Origin of the sequence: Pseudomonas sp. UBA5706, assembly GCF_002419965.1 — a bacterium.
In the GTDB taxonomy this organism is placed as follows: Bacteria; Pseudomonadota; Gammaproteobacteria; order Pseudomonadales; family Pseudomonadaceae; genus Aquipseudomonas.
On the sequence record NZ_DIHC01000006.1, the window covers coordinates 81,793 to 96,482 of the forward strand.

Annotated in this window: 14 protein-coding genes; 5 read left to right on the top strand and 9 right to left on the bottom strand. The window is 59.1% G+C overall.

What is annotated here, in order from left to right:
* Positions 1–44: 44 nt before the first annotated feature.
* From B3I26_RS03260 to B3I26_RS03275, 4 genes are all read right to left on the bottom strand, one after another.
* Complete coding sequence (locus tag B3I26_RS03260; protein ID WP_296255041.1) at positions 45–416, bottom strand: hypothetical protein; 372 nt, start codon at positions 414–416, stop codon at positions 45–47.
* A 322-nt stretch (positions 417–738) separates the two neighbouring features.
* Positions 739–1,413: an anti-sigma factor gene (locus B3I26_RS03265; RefSeq protein WP_296255042.1), complete on the bottom strand. Its 675-nt coding sequence runs from the start codon at positions 1,411–1,413 to the stop codon at positions 739–741.
* On the bottom strand, positions 1,410–1,964 hold the full coding sequence (locus B3I26_RS03270) for a sigma-70 family RNA polymerase sigma factor (RefSeq protein ID WP_296255043.1): 555 nt from the start codon (positions 1,962–1,964) through the stop codon (positions 1,410–1,412). Before B3I26_RS03270 ends, B3I26_RS03265 begins: the two co-directional genes overlap by 4 nt.
* 147 nt (positions 1,965–2,111) lie before the next feature.
* On the bottom strand, positions 2,112–2,705 hold the full coding sequence (locus tag B3I26_RS03275; protein ID WP_296255044.1) for a fasciclin domain-containing protein: 594 nt from the start codon (positions 2,703–2,705) through the stop codon (positions 2,112–2,114).
* 211 nt (positions 2,706–2,916) lie between these two features.
* Here B3I26_RS03275 and B3I26_RS03280 point away from each other — a divergent pair, with 211 nt between their 5' ends.
* Positions 2,917–3,468, top strand: a complete 552-nt coding sequence (locus B3I26_RS03280) for a DUF2780 domain-containing protein (protein WP_296255045.1) — start codon at positions 2,917–2,919, stop codon at positions 3,466–3,468.
* Between the two features lie 46 nt (positions 3,469–3,514).
* Here B3I26_RS03280 and B3I26_RS03285 read toward each other — a convergent pair whose 3' ends face one another.
* Complete coding sequence (locus B3I26_RS03285; protein ID WP_296255046.1) at positions 3,515–4,408, bottom strand: acyltransferase; 894 nt, start codon at positions 4,406–4,408, stop codon at positions 3,515–3,517.
* Between the two features lie 196 nt (positions 4,409–4,604).
* Here B3I26_RS03285 and B3I26_RS03290 point away from each other — a divergent pair, with 196 nt between their 5' ends.
* The 4 genes from B3I26_RS03290 to creD all read left to right on the top strand — a co-directional run bounded on the left by B3I26_RS03290 (position 4,605) and on the right by creD (position 8,754).
* Positions 4,605–5,105, top strand: coding sequence for an ATP-dependent zinc protease (locus B3I26_RS03290; protein ID WP_296255047.1), 501 nt, complete (start codon positions 4,605–4,607; stop codon positions 5,103–5,105).
* A gap of 59 nt (positions 5,106–5,164) precedes the next feature.
* On the top strand, positions 5,165–5,848 hold the full coding sequence (creB, locus tag B3I26_RS03295; protein ID WP_296255048.1) for a two-component system response regulator CreB: 684 nt from the start codon (positions 5,165–5,167) through the stop codon (positions 5,846–5,848).
* Complete coding sequence (gene creC, locus B3I26_RS03300; RefSeq protein ID WP_296255050.1) at positions 5,848–7,269, top strand: two-component system sensor histidine kinase CreC; 1,422 nt, start codon at positions 5,848–5,850, stop codon at positions 7,267–7,269. The genes creB and creC overlap by 1 nt, the downstream gene beginning before the upstream one ends.
* Positions 7,270–7,380: 111 nt before the next feature.
* The gene (creD, locus tag B3I26_RS03305) at positions 7,381–8,754 is read left to right on the top strand and encodes a cell envelope integrity protein CreD (RefSeq protein WP_296255051.1); all 1,374 of its coding nucleotides are present in this window, start codon (positions 7,381–7,383) and stop codon (positions 8,752–8,754) included.
* A 238-nt stretch (positions 8,755–8,992) separates the two neighbouring features.
* Here the strand turns inward: creD and B3I26_RS03310 are convergent, their stop codons facing one another.
* From B3I26_RS03310 to B3I26_RS03325, 4 genes are all read right to left on the bottom strand, one after another.
* Positions 8,993–10,306 (bottom strand): MFS transporter, encoded by a 1,314-nt coding sequence (locus tag B3I26_RS03310; RefSeq protein WP_296255052.1) that lies wholly within the window; start codon positions 10,304–10,306, stop codon positions 8,993–8,995.
* Between the two features lie 343 nt (positions 10,307–10,649).
* On the bottom strand, positions 10,650–10,847 hold the full coding sequence (locus tag B3I26_RS03315) for a hypothetical protein (protein WP_296255053.1): 198 nt from the start codon (positions 10,845–10,847) through the stop codon (positions 10,650–10,652).
* On the bottom strand, positions 10,844–11,977 hold the full coding sequence (locus tag B3I26_RS03320) for a PepSY-associated TM helix domain-containing protein (RefSeq protein WP_296255054.1): 1,134 nt from the start codon (positions 11,975–11,977) through the stop codon (positions 10,844–10,846). Before B3I26_RS03320 ends, B3I26_RS03315 begins: the two co-directional genes overlap by 4 nt.
* 83 nt (positions 11,978–12,060) lie before the next feature.
* On the bottom strand, positions 12,061–14,496 hold the full coding sequence (locus B3I26_RS03325; protein WP_296255056.1) for a TonB-dependent siderophore receptor: 2,436 nt from the start codon (positions 14,494–14,496) through the stop codon (positions 12,061–12,063).
* Between the last annotated feature and the right edge of the window lie 194 nt (positions 14,497–14,690).

Genomic DNA, 14,690 nt, shown 5'->3' on the forward strand with positions numbered 1-14,690 from the left:
CCTGCCGATCCTATGTTGAAAGGCGACCTTCGGGTCGCCTTTCTTCATTTTTCCATGCCCATCTTAAGATACGGTTTCGAGACTGTGCCGTTCATGTCAGTAATGGTGGTTCCGACATAGTTGCAGATCACTTTTTTGTCCTGGTCGTCCACGGTATCAGCTCGGAGTTCGTACTTGCTTTCCAGAAAGCTGTCAGCGGTTGCCATTGTTTCGCCACGCCATTTTTTCCCGTTCGCGCCGACGGCTTCATATTGATAGCCCTCGTTATAAGGGGCCGGCAGGTGAGCATCGTCACTTTTGAACGCCGATGCCTTGATATCGCTCACTTTCGGGCAGATGGAAATATCTGCCTCAGCGTAGACATTACCCGCGATCAAGAGCGTGGTCAGTGCAGCCCAAGCGATTCCATGTTTCATGATCATATACTCCGTTACATTTTTTGGGTGGCTAGCGACCTCGATTTTGTGATGCTCGACGCGAGTTGCCTACTGGCAGAATTGACAGTTTTAGGACCGATTCGCGATTGCGTTTATCGCAATAAGCTATTGGCCGTAGGCGCAGCGAAAGGCGCGCCCGTGACGACGCTGTTTTAACTGCGCAACGGCGAACGATTTGCCAATGCAGTCAGCACGCGTCCACCGATCAAGTCAGGTTCGGCATTGTGGGCCCGTCAACCGGACCGAATCTTCGAACCGCAACGCCTGATTGGCGTCGCGATTCCTTGACAGAGCGCGGCCTCTACAACGAAGCCAATTGCCCCTTATACAAGATCGGACCGGTCGGTTTGCCCGTTGGTGAGCCACCTTTCGGTTCCAGGCTGATGGCCATTGTCGTCTGCCCGCTGAGCAGTTTGCGCTGGCGTTCGTTCAACTCAATGCGACCTTTGCCATCGTTCGGCAGCACGCCGAGCGAGACGGGAACACCGTCCGCCGCAATTGCCCACAGCTCCAGAGTGCGGTCACTGTCGACAGAGGCCACGGCCAGCGGTTCGACTTTCAGGTATCGGTCGAACGCCTGGACGGTCAGCGCCGGCTGCTGATTGTCGGCGACCAGCGTGGCGTTGAAGTCCGGTTTGTCGCGGGTGTAGATCACACCCACAAGGACGGCGATCAACAGCGAGCAGGCCATGGCGGCGACCCGCATCCAGCTCCAGAACGGTGGTTTTTCCGGCACGTGCAGACGCTGCGGCTCAATGCGCGCGACGATGCGCTGCCACACGTGATCGGAAACCGGTTGCGGTTCGAGCGAGCCGGTCAGCCCGACCAGGCTTTCCTGCCACCGTGCGACTTCGGCGCGCAGGTCCGGGTCATCGAGCAGCAGGTTTTCGAAGCGCCTGCGAGCCGTCAAGGGCATCAGGCCGATGGCGTAATCGGCGGCCAGGGCGCGTCGTAATTCAGGTTGGCGATAGTTCATGATTCCAGGCACCTGCGCAGCCGTTCCATGCCACGGCGGATCCACGATTTGACGGTGCCCAGCGGCGCTGCCAATTGCGACACCAGCTCACTGTGGGAAGCGCCGTGAAAATATGCCGTGACGATCGATTGCCGCTGCATGCCTTCCAGTGTGTCCAGACAGCGTTGCAGCGCCGCAGCATCTCGAAGGCTTTCGATTTGCTCATAAGCCGATGACGACGGGTCGGCCAGCGCCAGCGCCTGCTCATCGGTAAGCGGGTCTTCGCGGTGTTTGCGCAGGTGGTCGATGGCCTTGTTGCGGGTGATGCTGACCATCCAGGTCATCGGTGCCGAAAGGTTCGGCTCGTACTGCGAGGCGCTGTTCCAGATCCGCACGAAGGCTTCCTGTAGCACGTCTTCAGCAGGGTCGCGGTGACCCATGCAGCGCAGCGCCACGGCAAACAGATGCCCGGAAACCTTGCGATAGAGATTTTCGAAAGCGCGGCGGTTGCCGAGCGAGCATTGGGCAAGCAGTTGCCGTAATTCATCGGCGTCGACAGAGGAAATAAGCATTCTCCCGGGATGGGTGCGGCGGCGGCCATGATGAGGGCCAGAATGCTGGCAGATTAGTCTAGGTTGAGTCGCAGTTCCAAACACCTTTTTTACTCGCGTTGTAGAGAGGAAACCGATGCTGCTCGCGGCAGCACCGGCAATGCGCCATCAACTTTTAGGCATTAGCACTTTATCGATCACATGGATCACACCGTTTGACTGCATGACATCGTACGTACTGATGTCTGCGACATTGCCCTTTTCATCCTTGATCACGATGTTGTGCGGGCCATTCATCATCAACCAAAGCTTGCCTCCGGCGACCGTGGTTAGCTCGGTTTTGCCGCCCCCGGCTTTGATCCGCTTGCTCAGTTCCACCATGTCCAGATTTCCCGGCACCACGTGGTAGGTGAGAATCTTGGTCAGCGTGGCTTTGTTTTCCGGCTTGAGCAGCGTATCGACCGTGCCGGCAGGCAGCGCTGCAAAGGCTGAGTTGACAGGTGCGAACACGGTGAAGGGGCCTTTGCCTTTGAGTGTGTCAACCAGGCCCGCTGCTTTCACTGCGGCGACCAATGTCGTGTGATCGGCCGAATTCATTGCGTTGTCGACGATGGTCTTGCCCGGCGACATGGCTTGCCCGCCCACCATGACGTCCTGATGCATCCTGTCGGCGGCGTGTGAGGTGCCTGTTACGAGGGTGGTAGATAACGCCAGGGTCAGCAGGCTTGCGATCAGTGGAGATTTAATCGAATAGCGTTTCATGGTCAAAATCCCTGTTTTTGTCGGAAAGAAAATGTCTGTCCGTGCGAGGGATACGCAGCGCTGCATGAAGTGGATGCAGCGACCCGGTACAAATCGGTCGCGGGCGCCGACGCCGGCCCCTTTGAACTTACTTGCGCAGCGGGGTCCAACGCGTGGTTAGCCGGCCAAGGCCGGTTCCCCGGCAAGAGAGGTTGTTTCAATGAAGGTTTCAATGAAAAACGCACGCGGCGCTGCATTGGCGACGTTGATAGCGCTGGCGGCAACACCGGTTTTCGCGTTCAACCTTAACGACGCCGCAAACGCCGTTTCCAACGCCACCGGCGGTCAGCAGAAGGCCACCGCAGCGCCTGAAGCCGCCGGTCTGCTCAATACCTTGGGCACGCAATTGAATGTCACCCCGCAACAGGCAGTCGGTGGCACCGGTGCGCTGTTGGGACTGGCCAAGAATAAGCTTTCCGGCAACGACTACACACAGCTGAGCCAATCGGTGCCGGGTCTGGATCAGCTCTCTGGCACCTCTGCGCTCGGCAGCCTGGGTGGCCTGGGCAGCATGCTAGGCAAATCAGGCAGCAGCAACTCGGCCATCAATAACGCATTGGGCAACGTGCAGAGCATGGGCGACGTGGACAAAGCCTTCAGCGCGCTGGGCATGGACAGCGCGATGGTGAGCCAATTCGTTCCGGTGATCCTGCAATACCTCGGTCAGCAAGGCGCCAGTGGTTCTGCGCTTTCAGCGTTGAGCGGGGCTTGGGGAGCCAAGTAATTCCAGAGGGGGGCGAACTCAACGCTGAACTTGCTGAAGGCAGGCGTCAGGCGCGTGGCACACCGCCACGCAACGCCTCGATCCGTGCATTTTTCTCTACCCACAACCGATTCACCCACGCCTGGACGTATTCCCGAAACGCCGGATCGTTTTCGTAATCGCCTTGCCACAATGCGGCGTCGAGTTCGAGGGTCTGGATGTCGACGATCACTCGTGGCACCCGACCCGAAATCAGGTCCCAAAAGCCAGGAATGCGCTCGCTCGGGTAGACCACAGTGACATCCAGCACAGCGTCCAGTTGCTCGCCCATAGTCGCCAGCACAAAAGCAACGCCGCCGGCCTTGGGCTTGAGCAAGTGATGATAGGGCGATGCCTGTTCGGCATGTTTGCCGGGCGTAAAGCGCGTGCCTTCCAGATAATTCACTACCGTGACCGGCTGGCGCTTGAACAGCTCACACGCCTCTTTGGTGATTTCCAGATCCTTGCCCTTAAGCTCAGGGTTCTTCGCCAGAAACGCCTTGGTGTAGCGCTTCATGAAGGGGTAGTCGAGCGCCCACCAGGCCAGGCCCAGAAAGGGCACCCAGATCAGCTCTTTCTTGAGGAAGAATTTAAAGAACGGCGTGCGACGATTGAGCGCCTGGACCAGTGCCGGAATGTCTACCCAGGATTGGTGGTTGCTGATCACCAGGTATGAGGTGTCGCCGCGCAGGCCTTCATGGCCGCTGATTTCCCAGCGGGTCGGAAGGCACAGGCTGAAGATCAGCTTGTTGACCTCGATCCAGGTCTCGGCGATCCACATCACGGCCCACGAACAGCGATCACGCATTTCGCTCTGAAATATCAGCTTGAGCAGCGCGAAGATCATCAGCGGCCCAAACAGCACCAGTGTGTTGAGCAAGAGCAGCAGCGTGACAGCAATTCCAGTGAGCAGGTGACGCATAAATCACTCGTGGCGGATGAAAAGGGCGGGCAATGATAAGCAGGTAGGTCGCAGTAGCCAAATCCGACGGTCGTCGACAGATGTTTCACCTGCGGAGGTGTAGCGTCAGGTTCTTCTTTGGTAAGCGAACGATACACAAAGTTGCGGTCTAAAATCGGGCCCGTGCGACGCCCATTCATTGCGAGGAACCTGTTACGTGAAATCCCTTCTGGCGCTTTTGTCCCTGCTGGCGTTGCCTGTCATGGCCGCCGAACCGACGTTGTATGGCCGCTACGAGTACATCCAGGTCTCCGAATTCAGCGAGACGTTCAAGGCCAAGATGGACACCGGCGCGCTCACTGCATCGCTGTCGGCCAAGGACATCGAGTTGTTCAAGCGCGATGGCGATGACTGGGTGCGATTCCGCCTGGCAACCAAGGACGCAGACAACAAGGTCTACGAGCACAAGGTTTCGCGTATCAGCCGTATCAAGGGCCGCGCAGACGGTGAGGATGAAGACGAGCCGGTGGACCCGACCAAGCGCCCTGTGGTGGACCTTGAACTGTGCCTGGGCAACGTCAAGCGTACCGTCGAGGTCAACCTCGTGGACCGCAGCCACTTCAACTATCCGCTGCTGATCGGCGCTAAAGCCTTGCGTGAATTCGGCGCGGCAGTAAACCCTGCACGCCGTTACACGGCCGACAAACCCGAGTGCTGATTGACGTGCAGGGCTGATATCCGGCACCGTTCCGGCTTTAGAACCGGTGCTCGGATGCCATGCCCCACATTCTGATTGTCGAAGACGAAGCCGCCATCGCCGACACCCTCGTCTATGCCTTGCAGGGCGAGGGTTTCACCACGACTTGGTTAACCCTGGGGCTGGCGGCCGTCGAGCATCAGCGCAATACCCCCGCCGATCTGATCATCCTCGACATCGGCTTACCCGACATCAGCGGTTTTGAAACCTGCAAGCAACTGCGCCGTTTCAGCGAAGTACCGGTGATGTTTCTCAGTGCTCGCGATGGCGAAATCGATCGCGTCGTCGGTCTTGAAATCGGTGCGGATGATTACGTCGTCAAGCCGTTCAGCCCGCGTGAAATCACCGCACGAGTTCGGGCAATCCTCAAACGTACGACGCCGCGCATTGAGCCGTCATCTACCCGTGCCGGGCAATTTTCGATCGACGCCGATCGGGTGCTGATCAGCTACCGGGGGCACACGCTGAACCTCACCCGTCATGAATTCCGCCTGCTGCAATGTCTGCTGGAGCAACCGCAGCGGGTGTTCAGTCGCGAGCAATTGCTCGATGCCGTCGGCGTACCCAGCGATGCCGGTTATGAGCGCAGCATCGACAGCCATATCAAAAGCGTACGCGCCAAACTGCGCCTGATTGCTGCCGACGCCGAGCCGATTCAGACGCATCGCGGTTTGGGTTACAGCTATAGCCCGGATCGCAGCTGATGCGCCTGGGTTTGCGGATCTTTCTGGTTTATGCGCTATTCATCGGCCTGACCGGCTTCTTCGTGCTCAATACCGTGATGAAGGAAGTGCGCCCGGGCGTGCGCCAATCCACCGAAGAAACGCTGGTCGATACCGCCAATCTGCTGGCCGAAGTGCTGCGCAACGATGTAAGAAACGGCACGTTGAGCCAGAGTCATTACCCAGAGGTGCTCAAAGCCTACGGCTTGCGACAGCCCGGAGCGAACATCTGGGGCATGCCGAAGAATCAGGTAAATAACCGGGTTTATGTCACCGACACTCATGGCATCGTGTTGCTCGACTCCAGCGGCGAGGCCGTGGGCCAGGACTACTCGCGCTGGAATGATGTCTACCTGACCTTGCGCGGCGAATATGGCGCTCGTTCGACCCGCAGCGATCCACAGGATAAGAACTCCTCAGTCATGCACGTCGGTGCGCCGATCCGCAACGACGGCCAGATCATCGGCGTGGTGACGGTCGCCAAACCCAATAGCTCATTGCAGCCCTATGTCGACCGGACCGAGCGGCGTTTGCTCTGGTACGGCGCGGGCCTGATGGTGCTGGGGTTGCTGTTCGCAGGTTTATTGTCGTGGTGGTTGAGCAAGTCGTTGCGGCGTCTGACAGCCTACGCTCAGGCTGTCAGCGAGGGCCACCGCGTTGCACTGCCGCACTACCGAGGAGGCGAATTGGCGCAGCTGTCCGCTGCCGTAGAGCACATGCGTACACAGTTGGAAGGCAAGGCGTACGTGGAGCGTTATGTGCACACGCTGACCCATGAGTTGAAGAGCCCGTTGGCAGCGATTCGCGGCGCGGCGGAACTGCTGCATGAAGACATGCCGGCTGAGCAGCGACGCCGCTTCGTCGGCAACATCGATCGCGAAAGCGCGCGGGTTCAGCAACTGGTCGAACGGTTGTTGAATCTGGCGATGGTCGAGCAGCGCCAGGGGCTGGAAGAGCACGCGGTCATTGTCCTGGCTCAATTGATCGACGAAACGCTGGCCGCGCAGCACGTTCGCATCACCGGCAAGCAGTTGGAGGTCGAGCAGTTGATCACGTCGCAGGTCAGGCTGATCGGCGAGCGGTTCCTGCTGAGACAGGCGTTTGCCAATCTGCTGGAAAACGCGCTGGATTTCACGCCGGTCAACGGCACCCTGCGTTTCGATGCCGAGCAGAAGGGCGATGAGCTGAAGGTGATGCTTTTCAACAGCGCCGAGCCCATCCCGGACTATGCGTTGCCTCGCTTGAGCGAGCGCTTTTATTCACTGCCAAGACCCGACAGCGGACGCAAGAGTACGGGGCTCGGGCTCAACTTTGTCGAGGAAGTGGTGCAATTGCATGGTGGCGCGTTCGGCATTGCCAACGTTGCAGGTGGGGTTTTGGTGAGCCTGACCCTGCGGTCGTAACGCTGGGTTCAGTTGCAGTGCCAGCCGCACTCCACACAATCTCCACATTCCCCCCATCATCTCTGCACACAGGCTTTGCACACTCTGCCGATCGAAAACCGGGAGAGCCGTATGAGCAAGGGCATGTCGTTATACAAATTGGGGATGATCGGGCTGTTGATCCTGCTGCTGATGATCCCGTTGATCATGATCCACGGGATCGTTGAGGATCGGCAGAATCGACGCGACGAGGTCGTCGCAGACATCGCCCGCAGTTCAAGCTATAGCCAGCAAATCAGCGGGCCGCTAGTGATAGTGCCTTACCGCAAAAAGGTTCAGGTCTCCCGGCTCAATGCGAGCCAGCAACGTTATGAGGAAACGGTCGAAGAGCGCGGCCGGTTGTATTTCCTGCCGGATCAATTCGAACTTAACGGCGATGTGAAGACCGAGGTCCGGGCCAGGGGCATCTATGAGGCTCGGCTGTTTCACGCCGATAACACCATCAGCGGCCAATTCGTGTTGCCCGAGCACTTCGGGATCGGCGACGAGTTTGCCGAATATCAATTCGATGAGCCGTTTCTCGCGATCGGCATTTCGGATATCCGTGGCATCGAAAACGCCCTTGAGCTGAACCTTGATGGCGAGAAACGGGCGTTCATTCCAGGGACTGATGTGCCATTGCTCGGCGAAGGCGTGCGGGCAATGCTGCCGTTGGAAACCGGGGCTGAAAAGAGGCGTCTGAGCTTCGCTTTCGATCTGCGGCTGCAAGGCACCGGGCAGTTGCAGATCACGCCTGTGGGCAAGTCCAGCACGGTGAGTCTGAAAGCGGATTGGCCGCACCCCAGTTTCATGGGTAATTACCTACCGACCACCCGGGAAATATCCCAGACCGACTTCACCGCCACGTGGCAAACGTCGTTCTTTTCCACCAACCTGCAAGACACCCTCAATCGCTGCGCTGCAGACACGGTCTGCAATGAGTTCACGGACCGAAGTTTTGGCGTGAGCTTCATTGCCCCGGTCGACCAGTATCTGAAGAGCGATCGCTCGATCAAATACGCGCTGTTGTTCATTGCGCTGACGTTTGCCGGTTTCCTGCTGTTCGAAGTGCTTAAGGGGCTGGCCGTACACCCGGTGCAATACGCGTTGGTGGGGGCTGCACTGGCGCTTTTCTATCTGCTGCTGTTGTCGTTGTCCGAGCATATCGGGTTCGGTCTGGCGTACCTGATTTCGGCGAGCGGCTGCGTCGCGCTGCTCGGTTTTTATGTCTGTCATGTGCTGCGCAGCGTGGCCCGCGGCTGGGCTTTTGGTGTGGGGCTGGGTGCGCTGTACGCCTTGCTCTACGGGCTGCTCAGTGCCGAAGACTATGCGCTGCTGATGGGCTCGCTGCTGCTTTTCAGCCTGTTGGTAGTGTTCATGGTGTTGACCCGCAACCTGGACTGGTACGCCATTGCACAGCGCACGACCAAACCTGCCGAAGCGTCGGCAGAGGCGAGCCATGAGTAACTGGATCGGGTTGCGGGAGGATCAACGGGTGGGGGAGGGCCTGGCGGCTGAGATCGACACGTGGCTGTCATCCGGTCTCTTCGCGAATGCAGCTCGCCTCGAGCCTTCGCACCTGGGCGGATCAAACACGCCCCCTCGCGGGAGGGAGCTTGCGTGCGAAAGGGCATTCGATTCCAGATTGGCTCGGTCTGGTGATTGCGCCTTTGCGAGCAAGCTCGCTCTCATGGGGATGACGGTCTTACACAGTGGGGATAACGTCCGGGGACTTGGACGGTGCATCACTGGATTGCACCGTCGCGGCGGGCGTCACCAGGGGTTTGGTGACAAACCAGATGATGGCTGCTGCCACGAGATCGAACGCAGCCAAGGCTACGAACAAGGGTGAGTAACCGACTTTGGTGACCATGATTCCCAGCACCAGGGTGAACAACGCCGCGCCCAGGAAACCGAACATGCCGCCCAGGCCAGTCGCGGTGCCCACTTCGTTTTTGCCGAAGGAGTCCGAGGTGATGGCGTAGAGCGCTCCGGAGAGGGTCTGATGGGCAAAACCGCCCGCACACAGTAAGGCAATGGCCACGTAAGGGCTGTCGACCAAGCCGATGCAGCCCGGGCCGATCATGCACAGCGAGCCGAAGACCATGACCATTTTGCGAGAGGTCAGCAGCGACACATTCAGATGCTTGTGGAAAAACGGGCTTAGATAGCCGCCGAGCACACAGCCAATATCGGCCGCGAGGAAAGGCAGCCAGGCGAACATGGCGATTTCCTTGATGTTCATGTGTCGCTCGGTCATCAAATACAGCGGAATCCAGGCGTTGAAGGTCTGCCAGGCGGGCTCGGACAACATCCGCGCCGACGCGATGGCGTAGAAGTTGCGAGTGCCCACTATCTTTTTCCAGCTGGCCCGCTGGGTCGGAGCGTCTTTGAGGTGGGACTCCTGCCCGGCCAGAATGTAATTGCGCTCCTGATCCCCCAGTAGACGCTGATTGCGCGGGTGTTTGTAAAGCAGCAACCAGCCCGCACTCCATAACAGACCCAAGCCGCCGACAATGATGAACGCCACTTGCCAGCCATTGTGCAGGATGGCCCATACCACCAGTGGCGGGGCGAGCAGTGCACCGATGGATGAGCCGATGTTGAACCAGCCGATGGCGACCGAACGTTCCTTGGCTGGAAACCATTCAGTGGTGGCCTTGATGGCCGCAGGAAACCCCGCGGCTTCTGTGATGCCCAGCAAGCTGCGCAAGAACGCAAGGCTCTGCCACCCCGTCGCCACGGCTGCCGATGCGCAGGCAACCGACCACGCTACGGCGAACAGCGCAAAACCGAGTTTGGTGCCGATGGCATCAATCACATAGCCCGCGACCGGCTGCATGAACGCGTAGCCCATCTGCCAGGCAATCACGACGTGCGAGTACTGTTCGGTGGAAATGTTGAGCTCGCTCATCATGGTCGGAGCGGCAACGGAGAGGGTGTTGCGTGCGAGATAGTTGACGATGAGGCCGCCTGTAATCAGGGCGACCATCCACCAACGGATGCCTTTTATCTTCATCGAGTCCACTCTGGCTATTGTTTTTATTCTGCGACGATCGTTATACGTCGTCGTATGACAGCAGATTTAGACAAAGGCATCTTTTGTTGTCAATGCAAACTGATTTTTTGGCGATTGTATTTCTTTATGTCACAGAGGTGTGACGAAACGCTTGGCGGTAGGCGCCATGGGCCACGCTTCATGTTTAAAGGGCATGTGTTAAAGGCGCCGCTGTGCTGAGGCCGAACAACCTGAACTGAGAGGTCGTATGACGACTGCTCCTGAGCAGCTCGTTAGTGGAATCGATCACCTTGATGTTATTGCGGCAAGCCGTGCTACGGCGCAGGGGCGATGCGAGGCATGCTTAGCTCGAAGCGCGCCGCCGCACCAGTAGTCCCTTGATGCTCAACCACGCCGGAATGCCCATGCCTACCCACGACAGCACGTCCCAGGCGCCATCGCCCAGCAGCGCCGCGAACAGGCCTGCGGCTGTGAGCACTGCGATCCAGACGGGCTTGGCAAAGGTTTTCCAGAATGCCGGGTGTTTCCTGTGCCGGGTCATGCCGCCTCCACTGCGTGGTGAACATTGACCGTCGCCGCCGCACGACGCCGCACCCACCACAGGTACAGGCCGCTGCCCAGCACGATGAGGGTCAGCACGTCGAGCACGCCCCAGAGAATCTTCATGGGCATGCCACCGTAGTCACCGAAGTGCAGGGGTTGCGACAGCAGCAACGCATCCATGTACCACGGGCTGCTGACGATGGCCGTTACCTTCAGGTCCTTGGCGTCGATCAGCACCGGTGTCAGCAAGTGTGAAGTCAGATGCGTGTTGCCTTTCATGAACACCGCATAGTGGTGCTCACTGGAAAAGCGTGAGCCCGGAAACGCGATGAACGATGGCTCGGCACCGGGCACGGTGGCCTTGGCGATATCCAGCAAACGTGTCGCCGGGGCGCGATCTGCCAGCGGCGGCGCGTCACGGTAGGGAGCGACCATGGCCGCCAGCGCGTCATTGCGCCACTGCGCAATCACAAGGTCGGCACAGGCATTGAGCACGCCGGTCAAGCCGACCACGAATGCCCAGGTCAGGGTTACGACGCCAATCAGGTTATGCAGGTCGAGCCAGCGCACGCGCGGGGATTTGTTCGGGCGTACGGTGGCGAAATCCAGTCGGCGCATGAACGGCGCATACAGCACTACGCCCGAAACAATCGCTAATACAAAAAGCAGTCCCATGAACGCCAGCAGCAGCTTGCCGGGCAGCCCTGCATACATGTCAACGTGCAAGCGCAGCATGACCATCATGAAGCCGCCATTGGCCGAAGGCGTTTCCACCGCTTGTCCGGTACGGGAATCGAGCATGAAGGTATGCGTGTCGTTCGGGTCGCCGCCTGCGGTCTTGCCCATGAATGAATACATGCCATTGGGCTCGTCCTCATCCCAGCCGAAATACTGCACCACCTCGCCCGGACGATGGGCCTCAGAGGCTTGCACCAGTTGCTGCAGGTCCATGCGCGGCGTGTTGGCGGGCATTTCCCTGAGCTCCGGAGCGTTGCCCAGCAGGTGATCGATCTCGTGATGGAACACGAGCGGCAAGCCAGTGATCGCCAGCATCAGCAGAAACAGCGTGCAGATCAGGCTGCTCCAGGTGTGGATGAACGACCAGCGGCGGATGGTTTGGCTCTTCATGGTGCGCTTACCGGAATGAACGAATGCAAAAAGGGCCGCTGTTTGGAGCGACCCTTGTTTTACGACGTGAGGAGTTTAAACGATTACCATTTGTAGTCCACGCTGGCGAGTACGTTGCGACGATCGCCGAAGTAGCAATAGAAGCCGTCGCAAGTCGAGATGTATTCCTTATCGAAGACGTTGTTGGCATTGACCGACACACTGACCCCTTTGAGCGCGTTGCTCATGCGACCCAGGTCGTAATGCACGCCAGCGTCGTACACGGTGTAAGGGTTACTGTGGCCGTAGTTTTTGTCGGCGACATAACCGTAGCTGCCGATGGCGATGTTGTCGGTCTCGCCGACATAGCGTGCGCCGAAGCCCAGGCCGAAGCCATCGAGCAACCCGGTGTGCCAGGTGTAGTCAGCCCAGATCGACGCCTGGTTTTCCGGCGTCAGCGGCAGAGGACGATTCTTGTCCAGCGGGTCGGTGACTTTGGTCATCTTGCTGTTGGCGTAAGTGTACGACGCTGTCACTTTCAGGTTGTCGGTGACGTTACCCACCGCTTCCAGTTCGAAGCCACGAACCTTGGCTTCGCCCAGCGGACGTTGCACACCTAGAATGTCGCTCAGGACGATATCGCTACGGGTCAGGTCATACGCCGCGGCGGTGAACAGCAGGTCAGTGCCCGGCGGCTGGTATTTCAGACCCACTTCATACTGTTTGCCGGTGCCCGGCTTGAACGCATTGCCATTGGCCCCGCCCTGTTCGGCCTGGAACGATTCGGCGTAGGACACGTACGGAGTGAAACCCGAATCGAAGACATAGCTCAGTGCCGCGTTGCCGGTGAAGGCGCTGTCGGTACGATCGTCACTTTGATTGGAGTTGTAAAACCTGGTGTCGGTCTTGAGCAGGTCCTGACGACCGCCCAGGGTCAGACGCCAGTTATCCAGTGCCATTTGGTCCTGGAAATAGGCACCGACGTCATCGGTCTTCTGGTTGTAGTTTTGATAAGCGGTGTAGGGAACGTTGCTGAAGTCCAGACCGTATGGATGAGTGATGATGTTGCCATCGGGCGCGCGGCCATATAGCCACTTGTAATTGTGGTTGATGCGCTGGTAATCCAAGCCCAGCAGCAGGGTGTGCTGGAGCGCGCCGGTTTCGAAGTCGGCCTGGAAGTTGTTGTCCACGGCGAACTGGCTCATGTCCTCGTTGACGATGTTAGCGCCGCGCGCCAGCGTGCCGTCGTCCGCCACGGAGCCGTAGTAGCCGCCTGCCGTGATGGTATGGAAGGACAGGTCGCTTTTGGTGTAACGCAGGTTCTGCTTGAACTGCCAGACGTCGTTCAGGCGATGTTCGAACGCGTAGCCCAATGCGTAATAGGTCTTGTCGTAGTATTCCCAGTGCGGGTCGCCCAGGTTCTCGTGGTATTTCACGTGCCCGGCCGCGGACGGGTATTTGGTGCCCTGAATCGGCAGGAACTGACTGGTGCTGCCGGTATCGTCGCGGTTGAATTGGCTGAGGAATGTCAGCTTGGTGTCCGGGTCGATGTTCCAGGTCAGGCTGGGGGCGATGTTGTAGCGTTTGTCGTCGATGTGATCAACCGAAGTGCCGCTGTCACGCACCACACCGCTGACGCGGTATTCGAAGTTGTCGGCGTCGTCGATCTTGCCGGTGCTGTCGAAGCTGATCTGCTTGCGGTTGTAGCTGCCGACCTGGACCTGGATTTCGTGGCTGGATTCTGCATCAGGGCGACGGCTGACCATATCGAGCATGCCGCCCGGTGGGGTCTGACCGTAAACCGAGGAAGCCGGGCCACGCAGCACGGCCACGCGCTCCAGGTCCCAGGTTTCCAGCTTGGGCATCACATACGCGCCTTTGGGCAGTGGCAGGCCGTCGAGGAACTGGGTGGGCTCGAAACCACGGATTTTCAGCCACTCGGCACGGCTGTCGCTGCCGTAGCTGGAGGCAACCACGCCCGGCATGTAACGCACCGCGTCGTCGAGGTTCTGTACCGCACGGTCCTGCATCTGCTGGCGAGTGGCAACCGAGATGGAGCGCGGCGCTTCGGCCAGGGCGGTGTCGGTCTTGGTGCCGGCAGCCGTGCGGGTCGCTGCGTAGCCCTGCGCCGGTCCCCATGCGCTTTCAACGCTGTCCTGACGCCCCTGAATGCTGGTTTCAGGCAGCGCAATCACGCCTTCCGGTGCTGCAATCAGGCTGTAGGTGCCAGCCGATGTCTGGCTCAGTTGCAGACCCGTTCCACGCAGCGCCTGAGCCAATGCCCCCGGCGCGTCGAACTGGCCCTGAACCGGCGCCGACGTACGGCCGGCAGCCAGCGACGGGTCCAGCGACAGCGCCAGGCCAGCCTGGCTGGCGATCTGCGTGAGTGTCGTGGAAAGCGATGCGGCAGGCAGGTTGTACGCACGAACACTGGACGCCTGCGAAGCCGCCATCAATTGCGTGCTCGTCAGCGGAAAGGCAAGGGCGACGGCGACAGCCAACAGGCTGGGGCGCAGAAGGGTTTGAAGCGTGCGGGACATGGGCGGCTCCTGGGTTGAATTGGGCTCAATGCCTATGTGCCGGACGAGATTGGAAAAGTGATAGAGGCGAATCGAAAATAATTTAGATTTACAATCTGGCGTGTTTGCTGATTGCGGTCCGCTTTCGATTCTGACTCAGGTTCGCAGGCGTCCAGCTCACTGACGATCTGCTGCGCAGCCGTAGCAAGTCCGGC